This window comes from Paraburkholderia sp. SECH4, assembly GCF_030511745.1.
GTDB lineage: Bacteria > Pseudomonadota > Gammaproteobacteria > Burkholderiales > Burkholderiaceae > Paraburkholderia > Paraburkholderia madseniana.
On the sequence record NZ_JALOCP010000031.1, the window covers coordinates 70654 to 86981 of the forward strand.

At 60.3% G+C, this 16328-nt stretch carries 14 protein-coding genes; 5 read left to right on the top strand and 9 right to left on the bottom strand.

What is annotated here, in order from left to right:
- Window positions 1-4 precede the first annotated feature (4 nt).
- Genes M0D67_RS31525 through M0D67_RS31555 form a run of 7 tightly spaced genes read right to left on the bottom strand, consistent with a single transcriptional unit; the run spans window position 5 to window position 8234 of the window.
- Window positions 5-2356 carry a DUF1989 domain-containing protein gene (locus tag M0D67_RS31525; protein ID WP_266240917.1) on the bottom strand — a complete coding sequence of 784 codons (2352 nt, stop codon included), beginning with the start codon at window positions 2354-2356 and terminating at the stop codon, window positions 5-7.
- 22 nt (window positions 2357-2378) lie between these two features.
- On the bottom strand, window positions 2379-3746 hold the full coding sequence (locus M0D67_RS31530; protein ID WP_266240918.1) for an NAD(P)/FAD-dependent oxidoreductase: 1368 nt from the start codon (window positions 3744-3746) through the stop codon (window positions 2379-2381).
- A 28-nt stretch (window positions 3747-3774) separates the two neighbouring features.
- Window positions 3775-4632 (bottom strand): formyltetrahydrofolate deformylase, encoded by an 858-nt coding sequence (purU, locus tag M0D67_RS31535; RefSeq protein WP_054041202.1) that lies wholly within the window; start codon window positions 4630-4632, stop codon window positions 3775-3777.
- A 51-nt stretch (window positions 4633-4683) separates the two neighbouring features.
- Window positions 4684-5814: an aminomethyltransferase family protein gene (locus M0D67_RS31540; protein ID WP_266240919.1), complete on the bottom strand. Its 1131-nt coding sequence runs from the start codon at window positions 5812-5814 to the stop codon at window positions 4684-4686.
- A 51-nt stretch (window positions 5815-5865) separates the two neighbouring features.
- Window positions 5866-6882 carry a DUF3445 domain-containing protein gene (locus M0D67_RS31545; RefSeq protein WP_266240920.1) on the bottom strand — a complete coding sequence of 339 codons (1017 nt, stop codon included), beginning with the start codon at window positions 6880-6882 and terminating at the stop codon, window positions 5866-5868.
- Window positions 6883-6894: 12 nt separating this feature from the next.
- On the bottom strand, window positions 6895-7830 hold the full coding sequence (locus tag M0D67_RS31550) for a PDR/VanB family oxidoreductase (RefSeq protein WP_266240921.1): 936 nt from the start codon (window positions 7828-7830) through the stop codon (window positions 6895-6897).
- The gene (locus M0D67_RS31555) at window positions 7827-8234 is read right to left on the bottom strand and encodes a dimethylamine monooxygenase subunit DmmA family protein (protein ID WP_266240922.1); all 408 of its coding nucleotides are present in this window, start codon (window positions 8232-8234) and stop codon (window positions 7827-7829) included. The genes M0D67_RS31550 and M0D67_RS31555 overlap by 4 nt, the downstream gene beginning before the upstream one ends.
- A 456-nt stretch (window positions 8235-8690) precedes the next feature.
- On the opposite strand from M0D67_RS31555, the gene M0D67_RS31560 reads away from it, so the two are divergent.
- The 3 genes from M0D67_RS31560 to M0D67_RS31570 are packed head-to-tail and all read left to right on the top strand — an operon-like array spanning window position 8691 to window position 10782.
- The gene (locus M0D67_RS31560; protein WP_302273683.1) at window positions 8691-9407 is read left to right on the top strand and encodes a sensor histidine kinase; all 717 of its coding nucleotides are present in this window, start codon (window positions 8691-8693) and stop codon (window positions 9405-9407) included.
- A complete protein-coding gene (locus tag M0D67_RS31565) occupies window positions 9379-10026 on the top strand; it encodes a response regulator (RefSeq protein WP_154563679.1) in 648 nt (215 codons plus the stop codon). The genes M0D67_RS31560 and M0D67_RS31565 overlap by 29 nt, the downstream gene beginning before the upstream one ends.
- 15 nt (window positions 10027-10041) lie before the next feature.
- On the top strand, window positions 10042-10782 hold the full coding sequence (locus tag M0D67_RS31570) for a PAS domain-containing protein (protein WP_154563681.1): 741 nt from the start codon (window positions 10042-10044) through the stop codon (window positions 10780-10782).
- A 66-nt stretch (window positions 10783-10848) separates the two neighbouring features.
- Here the strand turns inward: M0D67_RS31570 and M0D67_RS31575 are convergent, their stop codons facing one another.
- Entirely contained in the window at window positions 10849-12489 is a 1641-nt protein-coding gene (locus tag M0D67_RS31575; protein ID WP_308112621.1) for an APC family permease, read from the bottom strand.
- A gap of 241 nt (window positions 12490-12730) precedes the next feature.
- Between M0D67_RS31575 and M0D67_RS31580 the strand changes: the two genes are divergently transcribed.
- Window positions 12731-13426 carry a mobilization protein gene (locus tag M0D67_RS31580; protein WP_266240924.1) on the top strand — a complete coding sequence of 232 codons (696 nt, stop codon included), beginning with the start codon at window positions 12731-12733 and terminating at the stop codon, window positions 13424-13426.
- A 17-nt stretch (window positions 13427-13443) separates the two neighbouring features.
- Here the strand turns inward: M0D67_RS31580 and M0D67_RS31585 are convergent, their stop codons facing one another.
- Window positions 13444-14397, bottom strand: coding sequence for a LysR substrate-binding domain-containing protein (locus M0D67_RS31585; RefSeq protein ID WP_154563687.1), 954 nt, complete (start codon window positions 14395-14397; stop codon window positions 13444-13446).
- A 342-nt stretch (window positions 14398-14739) separates the two neighbouring features.
- Here M0D67_RS31585 and ansP point away from each other — a divergent pair, with 342 nt between their 5' ends.
- Complete coding sequence (ansP, locus tag M0D67_RS31590; RefSeq protein ID WP_266240925.1) at window positions 14740-16236, top strand: L-asparagine permease; 1497 nt, start codon at window positions 14740-14742, stop codon at window positions 16234-16236.
- Window positions 16237-16328 lie beyond the last annotated feature (92 nt).

The window sequence follows — 16328 nt, forward strand, 5'->3', positions numbered from 1 at the left end:
CCGTTCAGGCGCGGACACGGCTCTTGTCCGGATCGTAGAAGATCGGCGCCACGACCTGAGCGTCGATGCGTTTCTGATGCCCGTCGATCTTGCCGACCTGCAAGCGTGTTCCCGGTTCGGCATAGGCGATATCGATACGGCACAGCGCAATGTTCTTGCCGAGGATCGGCGAACGCACGCCGCTCGTGACCACGCCGATCTGCGCGCGCGCGTTGTGTTGCCCGTGCACGCAATCTCCATGGTGCGCGGGTTCGTTGCCGTCGAGTTCGAGTCCGACCAACTTGTGCCGCGGATGCGCGCTGCGGGCAAGCAATGCGTCGCGGCCGATGAAGTCGTCCGCTTTGGTTTTCAGCGGTACCGAGAAGCCGATGCCGGCTTCGAACGGATCGGTTTCGTCGGTGAACTCGTAGCCGGCGAAGATCAGGCCGGCTTCGACGCGCAGCATATCGAGCGCGTTCAGTCCGAGCGGAACCATGCCTAGCGGTTGCCCAGCCAACCACAAACGGTCCCACACGCGTTCGGCATCCTGCGGATGACACCAGACTTCATAGCCGAGTTCGCCGGTGTAGCCGGTGCGCGAGACCATGATCGGACAGCCTTCGTAATTGTCGAGCCGGCCGACCAGAAAGCGGAACCAGCCGAGCTTATCGAGTGCCGGCTGGGTGGGCGGCGTCCACACCATCTGCTTCAACAACTCGCGGCTCAGCGGTCCCTGAATCGACAGATTGTGAATCTGATCCGAGGCCGATTTGATCCACACTTTCATGCCGAGCGCCGCCGCCTGCTCGCGCAGCCAGACACCGGCGTAGTCTTCGCCGCAAATCCAGCGGAAATTGTCCGGGCCGAGGCGCAACAGCGTGCCGTCGTCGAGCATGCCGCCGTGCGGATAGCACATCGCCGAATACACGACCTGGCCGACGGCGAGCCGCCGGACATCGCGCGTCAGACAGTATTGCAACAGGGCTTCCGCGTCGGGACCGATGATCTCGAACTTACGAAGTGCGGACAGATCCATCATGGCGACGCGCTCCCGGCAGCCGAAGTATTCTTCGACGGTGCCGAAGCCCTCGTAGTGCGTGGGCAGCCACCAGCCGCGATAGTCGGTGAAATGGCGGGTGAGCGCCGACGTCTTTGCATGAAAGCCTGACTCGCGGGTCAGGACCGGTTCGGCATCGGGCGTGGTTCGGGTAGCCATGGCAATGGAGAAGCGTTCCTTGTTCGGATAGACGCGGATCTGGATATCGGTCGGATTCCAGCCGTTCGCGGGATCGATGTCGTCGGGACAGGACGAACTCACGCACACGAGGTCGGTCAGCGCGCGCATCAACACGTAGTCGCCCGGGCGCGACCACGGTTCATCGAGCGTCATTTGCTGATGGGCGTTGATGCCGGTATTGAAGAAGAAATTGATCGCGGGCCAGCCGGGGCGTGGCGCCACGTTAAAAGCGGCGAGGGCGCGGCTCATGTTGTCGCTGCAGTTGCTATGGCCGAAATAGCCCTGGCTTTCGTAATAGCGCGCCGCGCACGCCAGGGCAAATGAGTCGTGACTGCCCACCGTGTCGCGTACGACTTCGAGCATGGGCTGCATGTTTCGATTGAAGAACTTCGAGAACAGGCCGGGAGCGGGATACGCATTGCCATTCAGCGTTCTCGTCACGGTCTGGTCGAGGTCGAGTTCCTTGTTTCCATCCAACGCGGCGAGATCGAAGGCGACGAAATCCGAACATTGCCGACCCGCGACGTCCAGTACCTGAATGTATTCTCCCGCGCGCACCGTGTACGCGGTGGCGGTGCCGGGCTGGATCGTGAAGTCGTTCAGCGTGTCGGCCAATGGTGCGGGAAGCGGCGGCGCGGCGAGCAGCGCGGGATTCGCGCGATCGATCGTGAGGCGCAAGCCGGTGGGCGGGTTCTGCGAATCGATTGCCCTTGCGGCACCCGGCGCGGCGACGATGACGAGCAGCGCTTCGGAGGCAATGAGTTTTCGCGTAAAGCCCGCCGGTGTGTCGCCGCTCCAGATAGTCGCCGCGGACTGCAATGCGCTCGCATGAACGCCACGCTTGAGCAGACCGGTCAGCACGTGCGAGGCCGCGCTGTTATGCAACAGACTCGCCATGAACGAAGCGCCCGCCGACGCTTGTAGATCGAGCGCGGCCAGCGCCGCTTCGCCGTGCGCATCGAAGGCCATGAGTTCGCAGGGCTGCAGGCCTTCGATATCCACGATCTGCAAAGTATCGCCGGGCGTGAGCGCGACGACCGTGAGGCCGCCGCCCGCCACGCGATATCGTTCGCATCCGGCCGCGCGAGCAAATAGCGCCGGCTCAGCGGGACGCGAGCTTATGGGGGTGCGTATCAGCATGTTCTTCCCTGGCTCGCGCCGCTTAGCCGGCGGTTTTCAACGCCGCAACGGGTTCGCCAAGATACGCGTCCATCGAGTCATCGAGTGCCGATAGCCACGGCGTGTGATGAGGCGGGGATTGCGTGCCAGTCATCAGCGAGCGATAGGACTTGTTGCGATAGCCCATGATGTCGTCATGCTTGTCGTGTTTCCATTCGAGGAAAGTTCGGTTCACCCCTTCGATGTCGAAACTCGGGTAGTCGGTCGCATCGAGCAGCTCCTGAATGTAGCTGCCCTGAAACTCGAACATTTCCTGATGGGTGGCGAGCTTTTCTTCTTTCGCACGCCATGCGAGGCTATGCGCGGTCATTTCCGCTTTCGGCGGCAGCGTGATGCGTCCGAGGATCACATCGCGCGCATACCAGGCCTGAGCGTCGAACATGTTGAACGAATACCAGAGGTCCTGCATGCCGAGGTAGATCAGGCCTGGATTGTCTTCCCAGAAAATACCTTTATAGAGGTTCAAAGGCCACAGGCGATTGCCGGTCTTCAGGCGCAGTTCGTCGGGTAGAAACGGGAAGTGATGCTGATATCCGGTGCACAGGATGATCGCGTCGACGCGCTTGTGCGTGTCGTCGGCGAAGTAAGCGATATTGCCGCGCACGCGCTGCAATATCGGTTTCTCTTCCCAGTTTTCGGGCCAGTGATAGCCCATCGGCGCCGTGCGATAGCAACTCGTGATGCTCTTCGCACCGTACTTGTAGCACTGGGAGCCGATGTCTTCCGCCGAATAGCTGCTGCCGACCAGCAACACATCCTTGTCCTTGAACTCCAGCGCGTCGCGGAAATCGTGTGCATGCAGGATGCGGCCGCCAAAACTCTCAAAACCGGGGAAGCTTGGCGCATTCGGTGTCGAGAAGTGGCCACACGCGTTGACGACGTAGTCGAACTCTTCCGACGTCGTTGTGCCGGCGGAATAGTCTTGCGCAGTGACGGTGAATTTCCTGGATGCGGCGTCGAAGCTCACCTGGCGGACCGCCGTATTGAAGCGAATATAAGGCCGTACACCGGCTTTCTCGACGCGTCCGCGAATATAGTCCCACAGCACCTCGCGCGGCGGATACGAGGCGATCGGTTTGCCGAAGTGCTCCTCGAATGTGTAGTCCGCGAACTCCAGGCATTCCTTTGGTCCGTTGGACCACAGGTAGCGATACATGCTGCCGTGCACCGGCTCGCCGTTCTCGTCGGTGCCCGTGCGCCATGTGTAATTCCACATGCCGCCCCAGTCCTTCTGCTTCTCGAAGCAGACGATATCGGGAATGTCTGCGCCTTTTTCTCTCGCGGACTGGAAAGCGCGCAATTGCGCCATCCCGGAAGGGCCCGCACCGATGATTGCAACGCGTTTTTTCATAGTTTGCCGCCGATGAGTTGAGCCTGGGTTAGCGGAAGATCACGGTGCGGTCGCGATTGAGGAAGACGCGATGTTCGGTATGGAATTTCACCGCACGCGACAGCGCCACTGTTTCCGTATCGCGCCCGATCGCTACGAGCCCGTCCGGTTGCAGGACATGATCGACACGCTGCACTTCCTGTTCGATGATCGGTCCTTCGTCGAGATCCGACGTGACGTAGTGCGCGGTGGCGCCGATCAGCTTGACGCCGCGTTCGAATGCCTGGTGATACGGCTTGGCGCCTTTGAATCCCGGCAGAAACGAGTGATGGATATTGATGGCCCGGCCGGCGAGCTGCTTGCAGAGGTTGTTGGAGAGAATCTGCATGTAGCGCGCGAGCACCACGAGTTCCGTCTCCGTCTCGGCGACGATCTTCAACAGTTCGGCTTCCTGCTGATCCTTGGTTTCCGGTGTCACCGGCAGATAGATGAAACGGATGCCTTCGCGCTCCGCCATCGGCCGCAGGTCCAGATGGTTGGAGACGACGGCGGTGATCTGCATATGCAACTGGCCTTTGTGATACCTGTACAGCAGGTCGGAGAGGCAATGGTCGAACTTGCTGACCATCAGCAGCACCTTCATCGGTTGCGCGGCGCTGTAGAGCTTCCATTGCATCGCGAAGTCGTTTGCGATGCTGCCGAAGTCGGTGCGTAGCTTGTCGATGCTGCCGGTCTTCGCGTCGTTGAAGCGGAACACCGCACGCATGAAGAATGTGCCGTTGGATTCGTCGTCGAATTGCGCCAGCTCGCTGATATAGCAGCCCGATTGCGCGAGATAGGACGAGACGGCCGCGACGATGCCGGAGGTGGCCGGGCAACTGATCGTCAGTATGTAATTCTGGGTCACTGCGACACTCCTGAAAATTCGTGAGAGACGTAACGGGAGACCGTCGACGGATCAGCCGATCGCGGTGCGTTTCTTCTTTTCCGGATCGTCGAACGGCAATTCGGCCGCGCTTGCACGGGCCTTGATGCGGCCGCGCACTTCGAGCGGTGCACCGGGGCGGGCGTAGTCCACGTCGAGGCGGGCGATCGCCATCGAGCGGCCGGTCAACCGCGAGACCATGCCGCATGTGACGACGCCGACCTGCTTGCCGTCGTTCCACAATGCGTCGCCGCCGTTGGCTGCTTCGGTGGAGTCCACCAGCACGCCGAAGATCTTGAAACGCTCCTTGCCTTGCAGACGGAAGTGTTCGCCCGCGCCACAGAACTCGGTTTTTCCCGGCGATACGGTGAAGTCGAGGCCGAGTTCCCACAGCGTGTCGCCCGCCTTTTCGTTCGCGAACGGGTACATCTCGGAGTTGTCGTAGGGGAAGAACAGCAGATAGCTTTCGACGCGTAACCAGTCGAGCGCCGTGAACGCGCACGGGATGATGCCGGACGCCGCGCCTTTGTCGAGGACGGTGTCCCAGATGAAGGGTGCATCCGCGGCCTTGCAGAAGATTTCGTAGCCGCGTTCGCCCGTATAGCCGGTGCGAGAGATCATCACCGGCTTGCCGAAAAGCCGCGTTTGCAGGTGATGGAAGTAAGGCAGATCGCGAATACCCGGCACGTGTTCCGCGAGGAAGTCCACGGCGGCGGGACCCTGTAAAGACAGATCATGCAGATCGTCGTCGAACAGCACGGCGACCTGACGGCCCTGCGCGGAGCGAACGAGGCGTTCATAACCGGTTCCGGAGCCATGCACGACCATGAACGCATTCGGCCCGGTTCGGTAGACGATGCAATCGTCGATAAACTTGCCGTCTTCATTCAGCATCGCTGCATAAACCGACTTGCCGGGGTAGAGCTTGCTGACGTCGCGCGTGGTTGCCCAGTTGAGCAGGCTTTCCGCGTGTGGGCCGACGTAGTGGACCTTCTTCAGACCGGATACATCCATCAAACCAGCCTTGGTGCGAATCGCCTCGTGCTGATCGGCGAGGTCGCCGGAGTACGTCCATGCGGTGCCCATTCCGTTCCAGTCTTCGAGGTTCGAGCCCAATGCGCGATGACGGTCCGCAAGCGCGGAAATGCGCCATGAATTAGCCATGTCTGCTACTCCAGAGGTGAGGATGTGTTGGTGTACGAAATCGACAAGGCATCAGGTGCCGTTGTCGAACTGGCTCAACCAGTCGACCAGAGTCTTCCGGTAACGCGTCATACCCTTGTAGTCGGCAATCGGTTCAGGCAGGTCGCGCAGCACCCGATGAAGACGGCGCGCCCACGCCGGCTGAGTGACGAGATCGGCCATGCTGGCGAGATACGTGCGGATGCTGAACATCATCGCGTTACTCTGCGGCAGCCGCGCCATAAATTGCAGTTCGACGCGCAGATGCACGCATTGCGCGACGTTCTCCGGCGTGACCTGACCGCGCTCCGCGCCCCACAGGTGGTAGTTCTCGGGTGCGGTATCGAGGCGGGGGTTGATCGTGAGTGTCCAATTCAGACGGCGTACCGGGCGGTCTACCTGGATATGCAGCAGATACTTTAGCGCGCGATCGAAGATGCCCATGTCGTGTGCCATGGGCACCGGCGAATGCCATTGCTTGAAACTCATTCCCGCATCGAACGCGAGCGACCAGTCGGCAGGGCCGGTGATGACACCGGCATCCATGAAGAGGTCGCCGTCACGCTGATCGAGCAGCGCAATATCGCCTTGCGTCTGCCGCATGATGTATTCGAGCGGCTCGCACGGCAGCGTCTCGGCATTGCCGAAACGAAACGCCTGCTCGATGCCGAGCGCGCGATTGCGCCACAACCACTTGTCGCCTGCGCGGGTAAGTGAAAACAGTTTTGGATAATCCTGGGCGAGATGCTCCATGATCATTTCCAGCGCGTCCCACGACGCTCTCTGCATGTGCGGCATCACCATGCAGCGGCGCGAGTCGTTTTGCAGCACGATCGCGCGTTCGGCGACTTCGGAGCGGTAGTGCTCGTCGATATCGAACCAGTGCTCGAAGACCGAGCCTGGATCGCGTGACGTGGCCGGCTCGATATTCACCGAATACATGTAGGCGTCTTCGGGAAACGGGAAGGGGAAGCGGGCGATGGCGGCTTCGCTGTTGCGAAACGAAAACGTTTCACGATAGCTTTCGGCGGGCTTCAGAATGACGCTCATGGCGGGCGTTCCTCAAAGATCCAGGAAAAGGGAGGTGCTGTGGGCGCGCGAGACACACGGCATCAGGTGCGTGGCGCGCTCGGATTCGTGAAGGAACAGATCGCGGTGGTCGACTTCGCCGGTAACGTGACGGGTCGAACACCGACCGCAGACACCGCCGCGGCACAGGTTCGGGATGTCGAGTCCGCTTGCTTCGAGCGCTTCCAGCAGGCTCTGGTCTGCCGCCACTTCCAACCTCGAGCCACTACGCATGAGTGTCACGACGAACGGCGTGCCGGACTGCGGCGCAGCAAAGGCTTCCCAGTGCACGCGGCCGTCCGGCCAGCCGAGGGCACGAGCCGTGTCTCGTACCGAGTCCAGAAGGGTTTGCGGACCGCACACGTAAACATGCGTGCCCAGCGGGCGACCGCGTAGCACCCGTTCGACATCGAGGCGCGCGCGCTCACCGTCGTATCCATGGAAGCGGCTGCCGAGGCGCTCGCTCAACTCGGCGCGATACGCATCCGTGAGCCCTTGCCGGTAGGCGTAGTGCAGTTCGAAGTCGGCAACATCGCGCTCCAGTGCGGTGACATGCGCGACGAACGGTGTGATGCCGATGCCCCCCGCGATCAGGATGTGAGCGCGAGCGCTGGAACGCAGTGCAAACAGATTGGCCGGCGGCGTGATTTTCAATGCCGCACCTTCACGCATTTGCTCATGCATGAATACCGAGCCGCCGCGCGAATCGTCCTGTTTGCGTACGGCAATGCGATAGCTGGATGCGTCCGCCGGATCGCTAATCAACGAATAGGCGTTGCGCAATGGGCGGTCATCCAGTGGCAACTGCACCTGGATATGGCTGCCCGAGGAAAACTTCGGCAGCCGACCGTGCCTCGCGACCAGGGTGAACTCGCGTACCACCGGCGTCAGCAGCCGCGTTGCTTCGACTCGAACCTCGATTGTGTTCATGCGTGGCGCACCAGGTAAGGACGATCCGGATCGGCGCAGACGCCCAGATAGGCACCGACGCGCTGCGAGAAATGCTGGCGCACACTCAGGTTGATTCCACAACCGGCACATTCGACTTCGGGTAGCGCCTCGTACACATGCGAAGCGCTGCAGTGCACGCAATAGACGGCGCGTGGTGCGGCATCGAGCTCGGAGGTGATTTCTTCCGGCAGCATGCCCGCTTCGCCGGCGAGGCGGCGGATGCGCCAGATGAACGCTTCGTCGCCGCATACATAGAGCCGTAAGCCGATTGCCGCGCGATCCAGGGTCGCGAGAAGATGGCGATCGAGCGCGTCGTGTGTCGGGAAGAACGATGCACGGCGAGCCGTTGCCGACGTGTCGCCTTGAACGAGCAGCGTGCTCACGTCAGGCTCGACCGGCAGCGTCGCGATGAAAGCTTCGACCTTTGTAAGTGCGTCGGCTTGGACGACCACAACGTGTTGGCGCGCATCCTCACATATCCGGAGCGCCTGATATCGCGGAAGGCTCGGAGGCGAGCTTGGTGTTCTGTCGTGCGTCGATGTCATGTCTTTAGTCGCCGGTTCTGTCGATGCGGGTCAAGCACGTGGATCACGTTTCGCTTCAAACGTGTGCATTTGCATCTGAACTAAAACGGGGCGTGTGCTCCATTCGAGTGCGTTGCAAGACGCTGGTCTGACGGATAAAACACTCGAAAAGCGACGTTCCCCACAAGCAAAATAGTTTCTTAAAGGGAAACACCGTTCAATCCTGACAACGAGGTATGCCCAAAGGAGTAGTGCCGCAAACGGCACGTTTCTTGCCTCTAAAATCGCTTTTCTCGTGGGGTGGCCTGGATGGCGGTGACCCGGACCCTGATCCAGCGCGATGCATCCACGCAAGTGGTGGATGGGGGCGATGAGGCCGATTGCGACGGGGGCACCCGTGCGCTTATCCGTGAGCTTCACGATTCGGTCGCACAGCAACTGGGCTTCATGTCGTTTCTCGTCAGCCGTGTGCAACAGCAGGTGCGTAATCCGGAGGCCGCCGAACCGCTGCTCGCGGAGTTGCGGACCACGATGACGCGGCTGCAGCGCGACGTTCGCCAGTTGATCACCGGTGCGCGCCTGACGCTCGAAGGGCGCTCGTGGCGCCAGGCGCTGGCTGATTCCGTCGATGAATTTTCGCGTCGCTGCAACGTGGTCTTCGAACTGGATAACCGAATGCCGGAAATCGAACTCGCGCCGGACGTAGCGCTGCACGCATTGCAGATCGTGCGCGAAGCGTTGTCGAATGTGGTCCGCCACGCGCATGCAAGACATGCGCGGATTGAAGTGATAGACGACCCCGCAGGCGCTTTGTGTGTGACCGTGACTGACGACGGGCTCGGGTTGCGGCCCGCATCGGTGGAGGAAAATCACTATGGCTTGGAGATCATGCGCGAGCGGGCGCGTGCGATAGGCGCGCAAGTTGCAATCGAGAATGTGCAGCCGAATGGCACGCGGGTGCGCCTGCTTGTCCCGAATGACGATGCCAGAAAGGAGTTCCTTGATGGGACCGACGACGTTGCTTCTGATTGACGACCACCCGCTGTTCAGGCGTGGCCTCGCCGAGTACTTCAACTCGACCGGGGAGTTTCAGGTAGTCGGCGAAGCTTCCAGCGGCCGGCAGGGCATTGCGCTCGCGGAGCAGTTACGACCCGGCTTGATCCTGATCGATCTTCACATGCCGGGACTCGGCGGCTTGCATGTGCTCGATGAATTGGGCCAGCTCGAGATCGAGAGCCGCAAAGTCGTGCTGACCGCCTCGCTTGATCGCAAGGAGTTATTGAGCGCGCTTCGTCTCGGTGCCGACGGCTATATGCTGAAGGAAACCGAGCCCGACGATCTGCGCTTATACATACGCAACTGCGTGCAGGGCGTGATCGTGCTGGACGATTGTCTGGTCACCCTGCTTGCGAAAGACGACGATGGTCCCGAAGGTGAAGGAGGCGCTCGCCGGGTCGAACTGACCGAGCGTGAAGCGCAGACACTGGCGCTCATTTCGGAAGGCATGAGCAACAAGCAGATCGCCCGGCAATTGGGCATCAGCGATGGCACCGTTAAGGTCTATGTAAAGAATCTGCTGCGCAAGCTGAATTTGCGTTCCCGGCTCGAACTGGCAGCGTGGGTTCACCGCGATGCTCTTACGCGTCAATGATGAAGGCGTAAACGAATGCAAGACAATGCTGTTGTAAGCGAATTCGCCGCAGCCGCGATGAACCTCGATGCCTATCCGGTCGCGTTGCTTCAAGTGGATAACGAGGGCAGCATTCGCAGCGCTAACGCTGCATGGTCCGAACTGATGGATGCAGGCGCCGTGGGCGTCGAGATGGCCGCATATGTCCATCCGGAGGATCGCCTGATCTGGCGCGAGATGCTGGCGCGGCTGCGTAACGAAACCGGCGTCTGTAGCCGCGAGCGGATACGCTTCGTTCATCCTCGCGGTCAGCTTCGCTGGTTGGAGGTGGCATGTCGCCGGCACGAAGACGCCTTCTTTATCTCCGCGTTCGACACCACGGCGCAAAAGCGTCAGGAGACTTCAATCGAAGCCAGGTTGCGTAGTGCGATGGGACTCCTGAACGGCGTACCGGGATTGATTTATCGCGGCCGCAACAATCCATCGTGGTCAATGGAATTCGTCAGCGACGGCTGCGAAGAGTTGACGGGCTATCCGGCCGCCTGGTTTGTCGACAGTCACGAACATAGCTACAGCCAGTTGATCGTGCCGGACGACGTCGATTACGTCTGGCGTGGGGTGCAGGAAGCACTGGCGGATCGCAGGCCGTTCGAACTGCGTTATCGCATTCGCGGCGCGAATGGCGATGTGAGAAACGTATGGGAGCGCGGCATCGGTATTTATTCGGCCAGCAGCGAGGTGCTGGGTATCGAAGGCGCGATCTTTGCCGTGCGATGAACTTCGCCCGTGTTGCGCGGAGATTCGCGCAACACGGGCGTTCGGTCTTCAGAGAAGCGTGCGCAATCAGGTCGTGATCCAGTGGCTCACGAAGACGACTACCACGCCGAGCACTAACGCCGCATACGGCAGGAAACCCGCGCGCCGTTTGATGCTGGCGTTCGAAAGATCCATGTCGTCCAGCATCGCTTCCGGGAAGCGGCCTTTGTCAGTCACGTAGTGGCGCCAGATGAACACCGGCACGATCAGCGCCGAGAAGACGATGCCCGAAATCAGCGTGCCCTTGCCCCATACATCCGCGCCCAGTCCCATCAGTGCGAGATTGACGAACGACAACACGGCGCCGGCGCCGAGTACCCATTTTGGCGCTTTGAAAGGGCGCTCCCAGGTTGGCCGGTCGAGCCGATGGATCCACGCGGCATTGAGATTCAGGAAGTTGAAGATGATGTAGCCGACATTCGACATCGCGAGTATGACGACGTAGTCGGACATCAGCAGCAGCACGAGATTGAATACGAGGTCGGTCCACATCGCGCGGGTCGGTGCGCCGTTGTGATTGACGTGCGAAAGATATTTGGGCAGCCAGCCGTCGACGGAAGCCTGGTAGAGCGTGCGCGACGAGCCCGCCATCGAGGTCATGATGGCGAGTACGAGCGCGAACACCAGCATGGGCTTCAGAATGAATTCACCCCAGTTGCCGGCATGCACGATTTTCGCCATCGCTTCGGAAACACCCATGCCGCTGTAGATGCCAGGCGAAAGAATGCCGTCATAGACAGCGGGTTGCGTCACATTGCCAGCGGCATCCTTGACCTCGGGCGAGACGAGTTGGCCGAGACCGAGGGCGCCTTGGAACGCGAGTGGGACGAGCGTGAAGAACACGAGACACAGGAGTCCGGAATAGACAATCGCCTTAACCGTGTCGCGGCGCGGATCCTTGAATTCGCGTGTATAACAGACTGCCGTTTCGAATCCGTAGGTGGACCAGGCCGCGATAAAGAGTCCGCCGGCCATCAGTTCGATACCGCTCAGATTCCACGTGCCGTCTATCACGCGGCCGCCGGCGTCTTTTGCCAGCGGATAGAGTGGGAAAAGGTTGTGCATTGGCAGATCGCCCGTCAGCAGCGGGTAGACGCCAACCAACAGGAGCGGCAGCAGTGCGGAGATCGCGAGAATCATCTGGAGCCGCGCGGCTTGAAGAATGCCGCGGTGCTGGATCGCGAAGGTTGTCAGCAGAATCGTGGCACCGATCACGAAAGTGGCATTGACTCGCAGACTCAGGCCGCTCGACAACCAACCCAGATCGACCAGCGTGATTTGCCAGGTGTTGATTGCGGCGGTCGCCGGGAACAACATGTTCAGCACGTAGCCTGCGCCCAGGCCCGAGCCGATCGCCAATACCGGCGACCACGCGAACCAGTTGCACCACACGGAGAGCGGAGCGAGCAGCTTGCTGTAGCGCACCCAGGCGACCGCGCCATACACCGATGCGCCGCCGGACTTGTGCGGAAACAGCCCGGCGATCTCAGCATAGGAAAAGGACTGGATGAAGCCGAAACAGATCGAAATCGCCCAGATGATCCACGACGGCTTGCCGACGGTCGCCGCAATCGAGCCGATCGAGAACAGCACCAGCGCCGGTACGCCGCTGGCTACCCAGAATGCGCCTGCCCAGCCGATCTTTCTATGAAGTCCTGTTGCGTCTATCGGCGCGGCAAGATGAAGCTCCTGACCTGCATCATTTACGGAACTCACGTTCGGCTCTCCAGAGGTGTTGTCACTCTGGCGACATTCACCGGCCAATATCGGTGGGGCAAGCGGCGCGAAGAGGTACTCCCTTGGAGGGGGAAATGGGAAATCCTCTGTAGACTAAGTCGCAGTTCCGCCTTTTAGATCTGGTATTTTTTGTTTTCAACCCAGCCGGCTTCATAACCAAGGATCTGCACAGATGAGCTTCATCCACTTTATTGGCGGCGAGAAGGGCGGCGTCGGCAAATCGCTGGTCGCCCGCGTTTTGGCCCAGTATTTTATCGACGAGAGTATTCAGTTCGTCGGTTTTGACACCGACAAATCACATGGCGCCTTGTTGCGCTTCTATGCCGATTTTGCAGCTCCGGCAGTACTCGATCAGCACGACAGCCTGGATCCCATTATCGAACATGCACTCGAAGATCCGCAGCGGCGTGTTCTGGTCGATCTTGCCGCTCAAACGCAGCAGTCTCTCGGAGAATGGCTGGACGATGCGGACGTCATCGGTCTTGTCGAAGAGCACGGTCTAACGCTGACCTGGTGGCACGTCATGGACGCAGGACGCGATTCGGTCGATCTGCTGCGACAGTGGCTCGACCAGTTTGGTGGACGAATCAAGCTGGTGATCGTATTGAACGAACTTCGCGGTGACCGCTTCGAGATCCTGGACGCATCCGGTGAACTCGCGCGTGCTGAAGCGCTCGGCGCGAGCGTGATCACGCTGCGCCGGCTGCCCGACGCGACGATGCAGAAGATCGATCGGCAAAGCGCAAGCTTTTGGGCAGCCATCAATCATCATGATCGCGCCGCCGCAGGCTTGGGCATGCTTGAGCGGCAACGCGTCAAAGTGTGGCTACATCGCGCTTATGGTGAATTGGCCAAGCTCGCCTTATAGCTGCGCACCGACTGGCCTCACGCCGCGGTCAGGATGTCTGGTAACCGATCCACCCGCGGCTCAATCAACTGGGAGCTGATGAAAGCCCAAAGCTGTTCTGCCGCCTGGCCCCGCTCCTTGACCGGGCGGTACAGGCGTATCTCCAACTCAGTCGCCCAGATGTCCGAGCCTGCGCGAACCAGATTTCCTTCGCTTAACTCTTTGGCGATACAGCTTTCCGGAAGCCAGCCGATTCCGTGGCCGGCTACAACCATGCCTTTTAACGCCTCTGACATGTGGGTCTCAAAGCAGCGGAACAGCGAGTACGGTTCCGTCGCGTTCATCAACAGCATTTCGACAACGTTGCCAAGGAATGCACCGGATGAATAGGCGAGCAGGGGCAGCGGTCTGCTGCTCTTGCCAGGGAGTTCGAAGAGAGGCTTGCCGTCACTGCCTGCTGCCGAGACAGGCACGATGCGCTCGACACCGAGTGTAAGGAACGGAAAGTGGTTGGGGTCGAGAGCGATCGGCAATTGCGGGTGGTGATAGCCAATCAGCAGGTCGCAGTCGCCTGCCACGAGGTGTTGCACACCCTCGGGCACGTTGACGGCCTGAACCCGGGCCATGATGTGGCCGAACTCGCTGGTCAGGCGCTTGAGCCAGTCGGGAAAAAGCGTAAAGACGAGTGTATGGGCAACCGCGAAATGAACCACATGGTCGTTTTCGGCGAACTGTTCATATCCGCCCACCAGGTTGCGTGCCGCATGCATGCTGCGCAGGATGTCCGCCGCGAGACTGCGAAACATCCGGCCGGCGGGCGTGAGGGTGATCGGATTGACGCTGCGATCGACGAGCTTCGTGCCCATCCACGTTTCGAGCGCCACGATCCGTCTACTGAAAGCTGACTGGGTGAGATGCCGGCTGCGCGCCGACCGGGAGAAACTCTTCGTATCCGAAAGGCTAAGAAAGTCTTCCAACCACTTTGCTTCCATATTGATCACTTGTGTTGGGTCAATCGACAACCGCGTCTGTGCGACGCGGCAACGCTAGCCTACCGTTCCTCATTGCAAGAATACCGATGTTTTTTTTCGATAGGTGTTAGTCGAAATATGCATGAGCGTTGCCCCCATAAATTGGGCTACATACCTTTTGTCTGCCTGCCCTCGGTGACCCGATACAAACTGCCCTTGGTCCGGCGCTAAAAACGAACGACTGTTCAAAAATTTACGTTGTTGATTTGCAGCTTAATCGATGCGCCATCGCGCATACATCCTTCCGTATATGTCTCCGGGATTGCGAAGTCAAGTGCCCGCATTAAAAGGATTGAACTGATTATGTCCACACTGCACAACCCAAATTCCCCGGCATCCACTGGCGACGTAGATAAGAAAAGCTGGCTGGAGTCGCACGAAGCGGGATATCACAAAACGTTGGGTAATCGTCAGGTTCAGATGATTGCTATTGGCGGGGCGATCGGCACGGGCCTCTTTCTCGGCGCGGGCGCGCGCCTGCAAATAGCGGGTCCTTCGCTTGCCGTCGTCTATCTGGTTTGTGGCGTCTTCTCGTTTCTGATCCTGCGCGCGCTGGGTGAACTGGTGATGCATCGGCCGAGCAGTGGCAGCTTCGTGTCGTACGCCCGGGAGTTCCTCGGTGAAAAAGCTTCGTATGTCGCCGGCTGGATGTACTTCCTGAACTGGGCGATGACCGGCATCGTCGACATCACGGCCGTCGCGCTGTACATGCATTACTGGGCGGCGTTCTCGTCCGTGCCGCAATGGATCTTCGCACTGATTGCGCTATGCATCGTCGCGGCGATGAACCTGATCGGCGTGAAATGGTTTGCCGAAATGGAGTTCTGGTTCGCGCTCATCAAGGTTGCCGCGATCTCGCTGTTCCTCGTGATCGGCTCGATCATTCTGGGTACCGGGACGCACGTCGGCGGGCACACCACGGGGGTGCATCTGATCAGCGAGAACGGTGGGCTGTTCCCGCATGGTTTGCTGCCTGCGCTGGTGCTCGTGCAGGGCGTCGTGTTCGCGTTCGCCGGCGTCGAGCTGGTCGGCACGGCTGCGGGCGAATGCAAGGACGCGCGCAAGGTGCTGCCGCGCGCCATCAACAGCGTGATCTGGCGCATCGCCGTGTTCTATGTGGGCGCCGTGGTATTGCTGGTTTGTCTGTTGCCGTGGAGTGCCTACAAGGCGGGGCAGAGCCCGTTCGTCACGTTCTTCGCCGCACTCGGCGTGCCGGGTGTCGGCTCGGTCATGAATGTCGTCGTGCTGTCAGCGGCGCTGTCGAGCCTGAACTCGGGGCTGTATTCGACCGGGCGGGTGTTGCGCGCGCTGTCGATGGGCGGGTCCGCGCCGCATTTCCTGTCCCGCATGAGCTCGCAGTCGGTGCCGTACGCCGGCATTCTGGTCACGGTCGCGATCTATATCGTGGGTGTCGTGCTGAACTATTTCGTGCCGTCGAGCGTGTTCGAAATCGTGCTCAACGTGGCCTCGCTCGGTATTCTCAGCACCTGGGGATTCATCGTGGTTTGCCAGATGAAGCTCCGGCAGGCGGTGGCCCGTGGTGAGGCTGAGCCGGTGACGTTCAGAATGCCGGGCGCGCCGGTGACGTCCTGGCTGACACTGGCGTTTCTGGTGGGGGTGCTGGTACTGATGGCATTCGACTATCCGAACGGCACGTGGACCGTTGCCGCGATTCCGGTCGTGGCTCTGATCCTGGTTGCCGGCTGGTACGGGGTGCGCCGCCGCGCGCATGCGATGATGAAGCCGACGATCCCGTCGGTCGCCCTGACTCAGAGCGTGCTCGAGGACAACGCGGGCTAATGCGGGCTAATGCGGGCTAATGCGGCGGCGCGCAGCGCCTCCCTGTTGCATCGACAACAACAGTAACAACAGCAACAACAGCAATAACGACG

Bases quoted from the DNA above. Each gene is read 5' to 3' on its own strand.
- M0D67_RS31540 (WP_266240919.1), bottom strand. From the start codon at position 5,814: ATGGCTAATTCATGGCGCATTTCCGCGCTTGCGGACCGTCATCGCGCA.
- M0D67_RS31550 (WP_266240921.1), bottom strand. From the start codon at position 7,830: ATGAACACAATCGAGGTTCGAGTCGAAGCAACGCGGCTGCTGACGCCG.
- M0D67_RS31570 (WP_154563681.1), top strand. From the start codon at position 10,042: ATGCAAGACAATGCTGTTGTAAGCGAATTCGCCGCAGCCGCGATGAAC.
- M0D67_RS31585 (WP_154563687.1), bottom strand. From the start codon at position 14,397: ATGGAAGCAAAGTGGTTGGAAGACTTTCTTAGCCTTTCGGATACGAAG.
- M0D67_RS31580 (WP_266240924.1), top strand. From the start codon at position 12,731: ATGAGCTTCATCCACTTTATTGGCGGCGAGAAGGGCGGCGTCGGCAAA.
- ansP (WP_266240925.1), top strand. From the start codon at position 14,740: ATGTCCACACTGCACAACCCAAATTCCCCGGCATCCACTGGCGACGTA.
- M0D67_RS31545 (WP_266240920.1), bottom strand. From the start codon at position 6,882: ATGAGCGTCATTCTGAAGCCCGCCGAAAGCTATCGTGAAACGTTTTCG.
- M0D67_RS31525 (WP_266240917.1), bottom strand. From the start codon at position 2,356: ATGCTGATACGCACCCCCATAAGCTCGCGTCCCGCTGAGCCGGCGCTA.
- M0D67_RS31530 (WP_266240918.1), bottom strand. From the start codon at position 3,746: ATGAAAAAACGCGTTGCAATCATCGGTGCGGGCCCTTCCGGGATGGCG.
- M0D67_RS31565 (WP_154563679.1), top strand. From the start codon at position 9,379: ATGGGACCGACGACGTTGCTTCTGATTGACGACCACCCGCTGTTCAGG.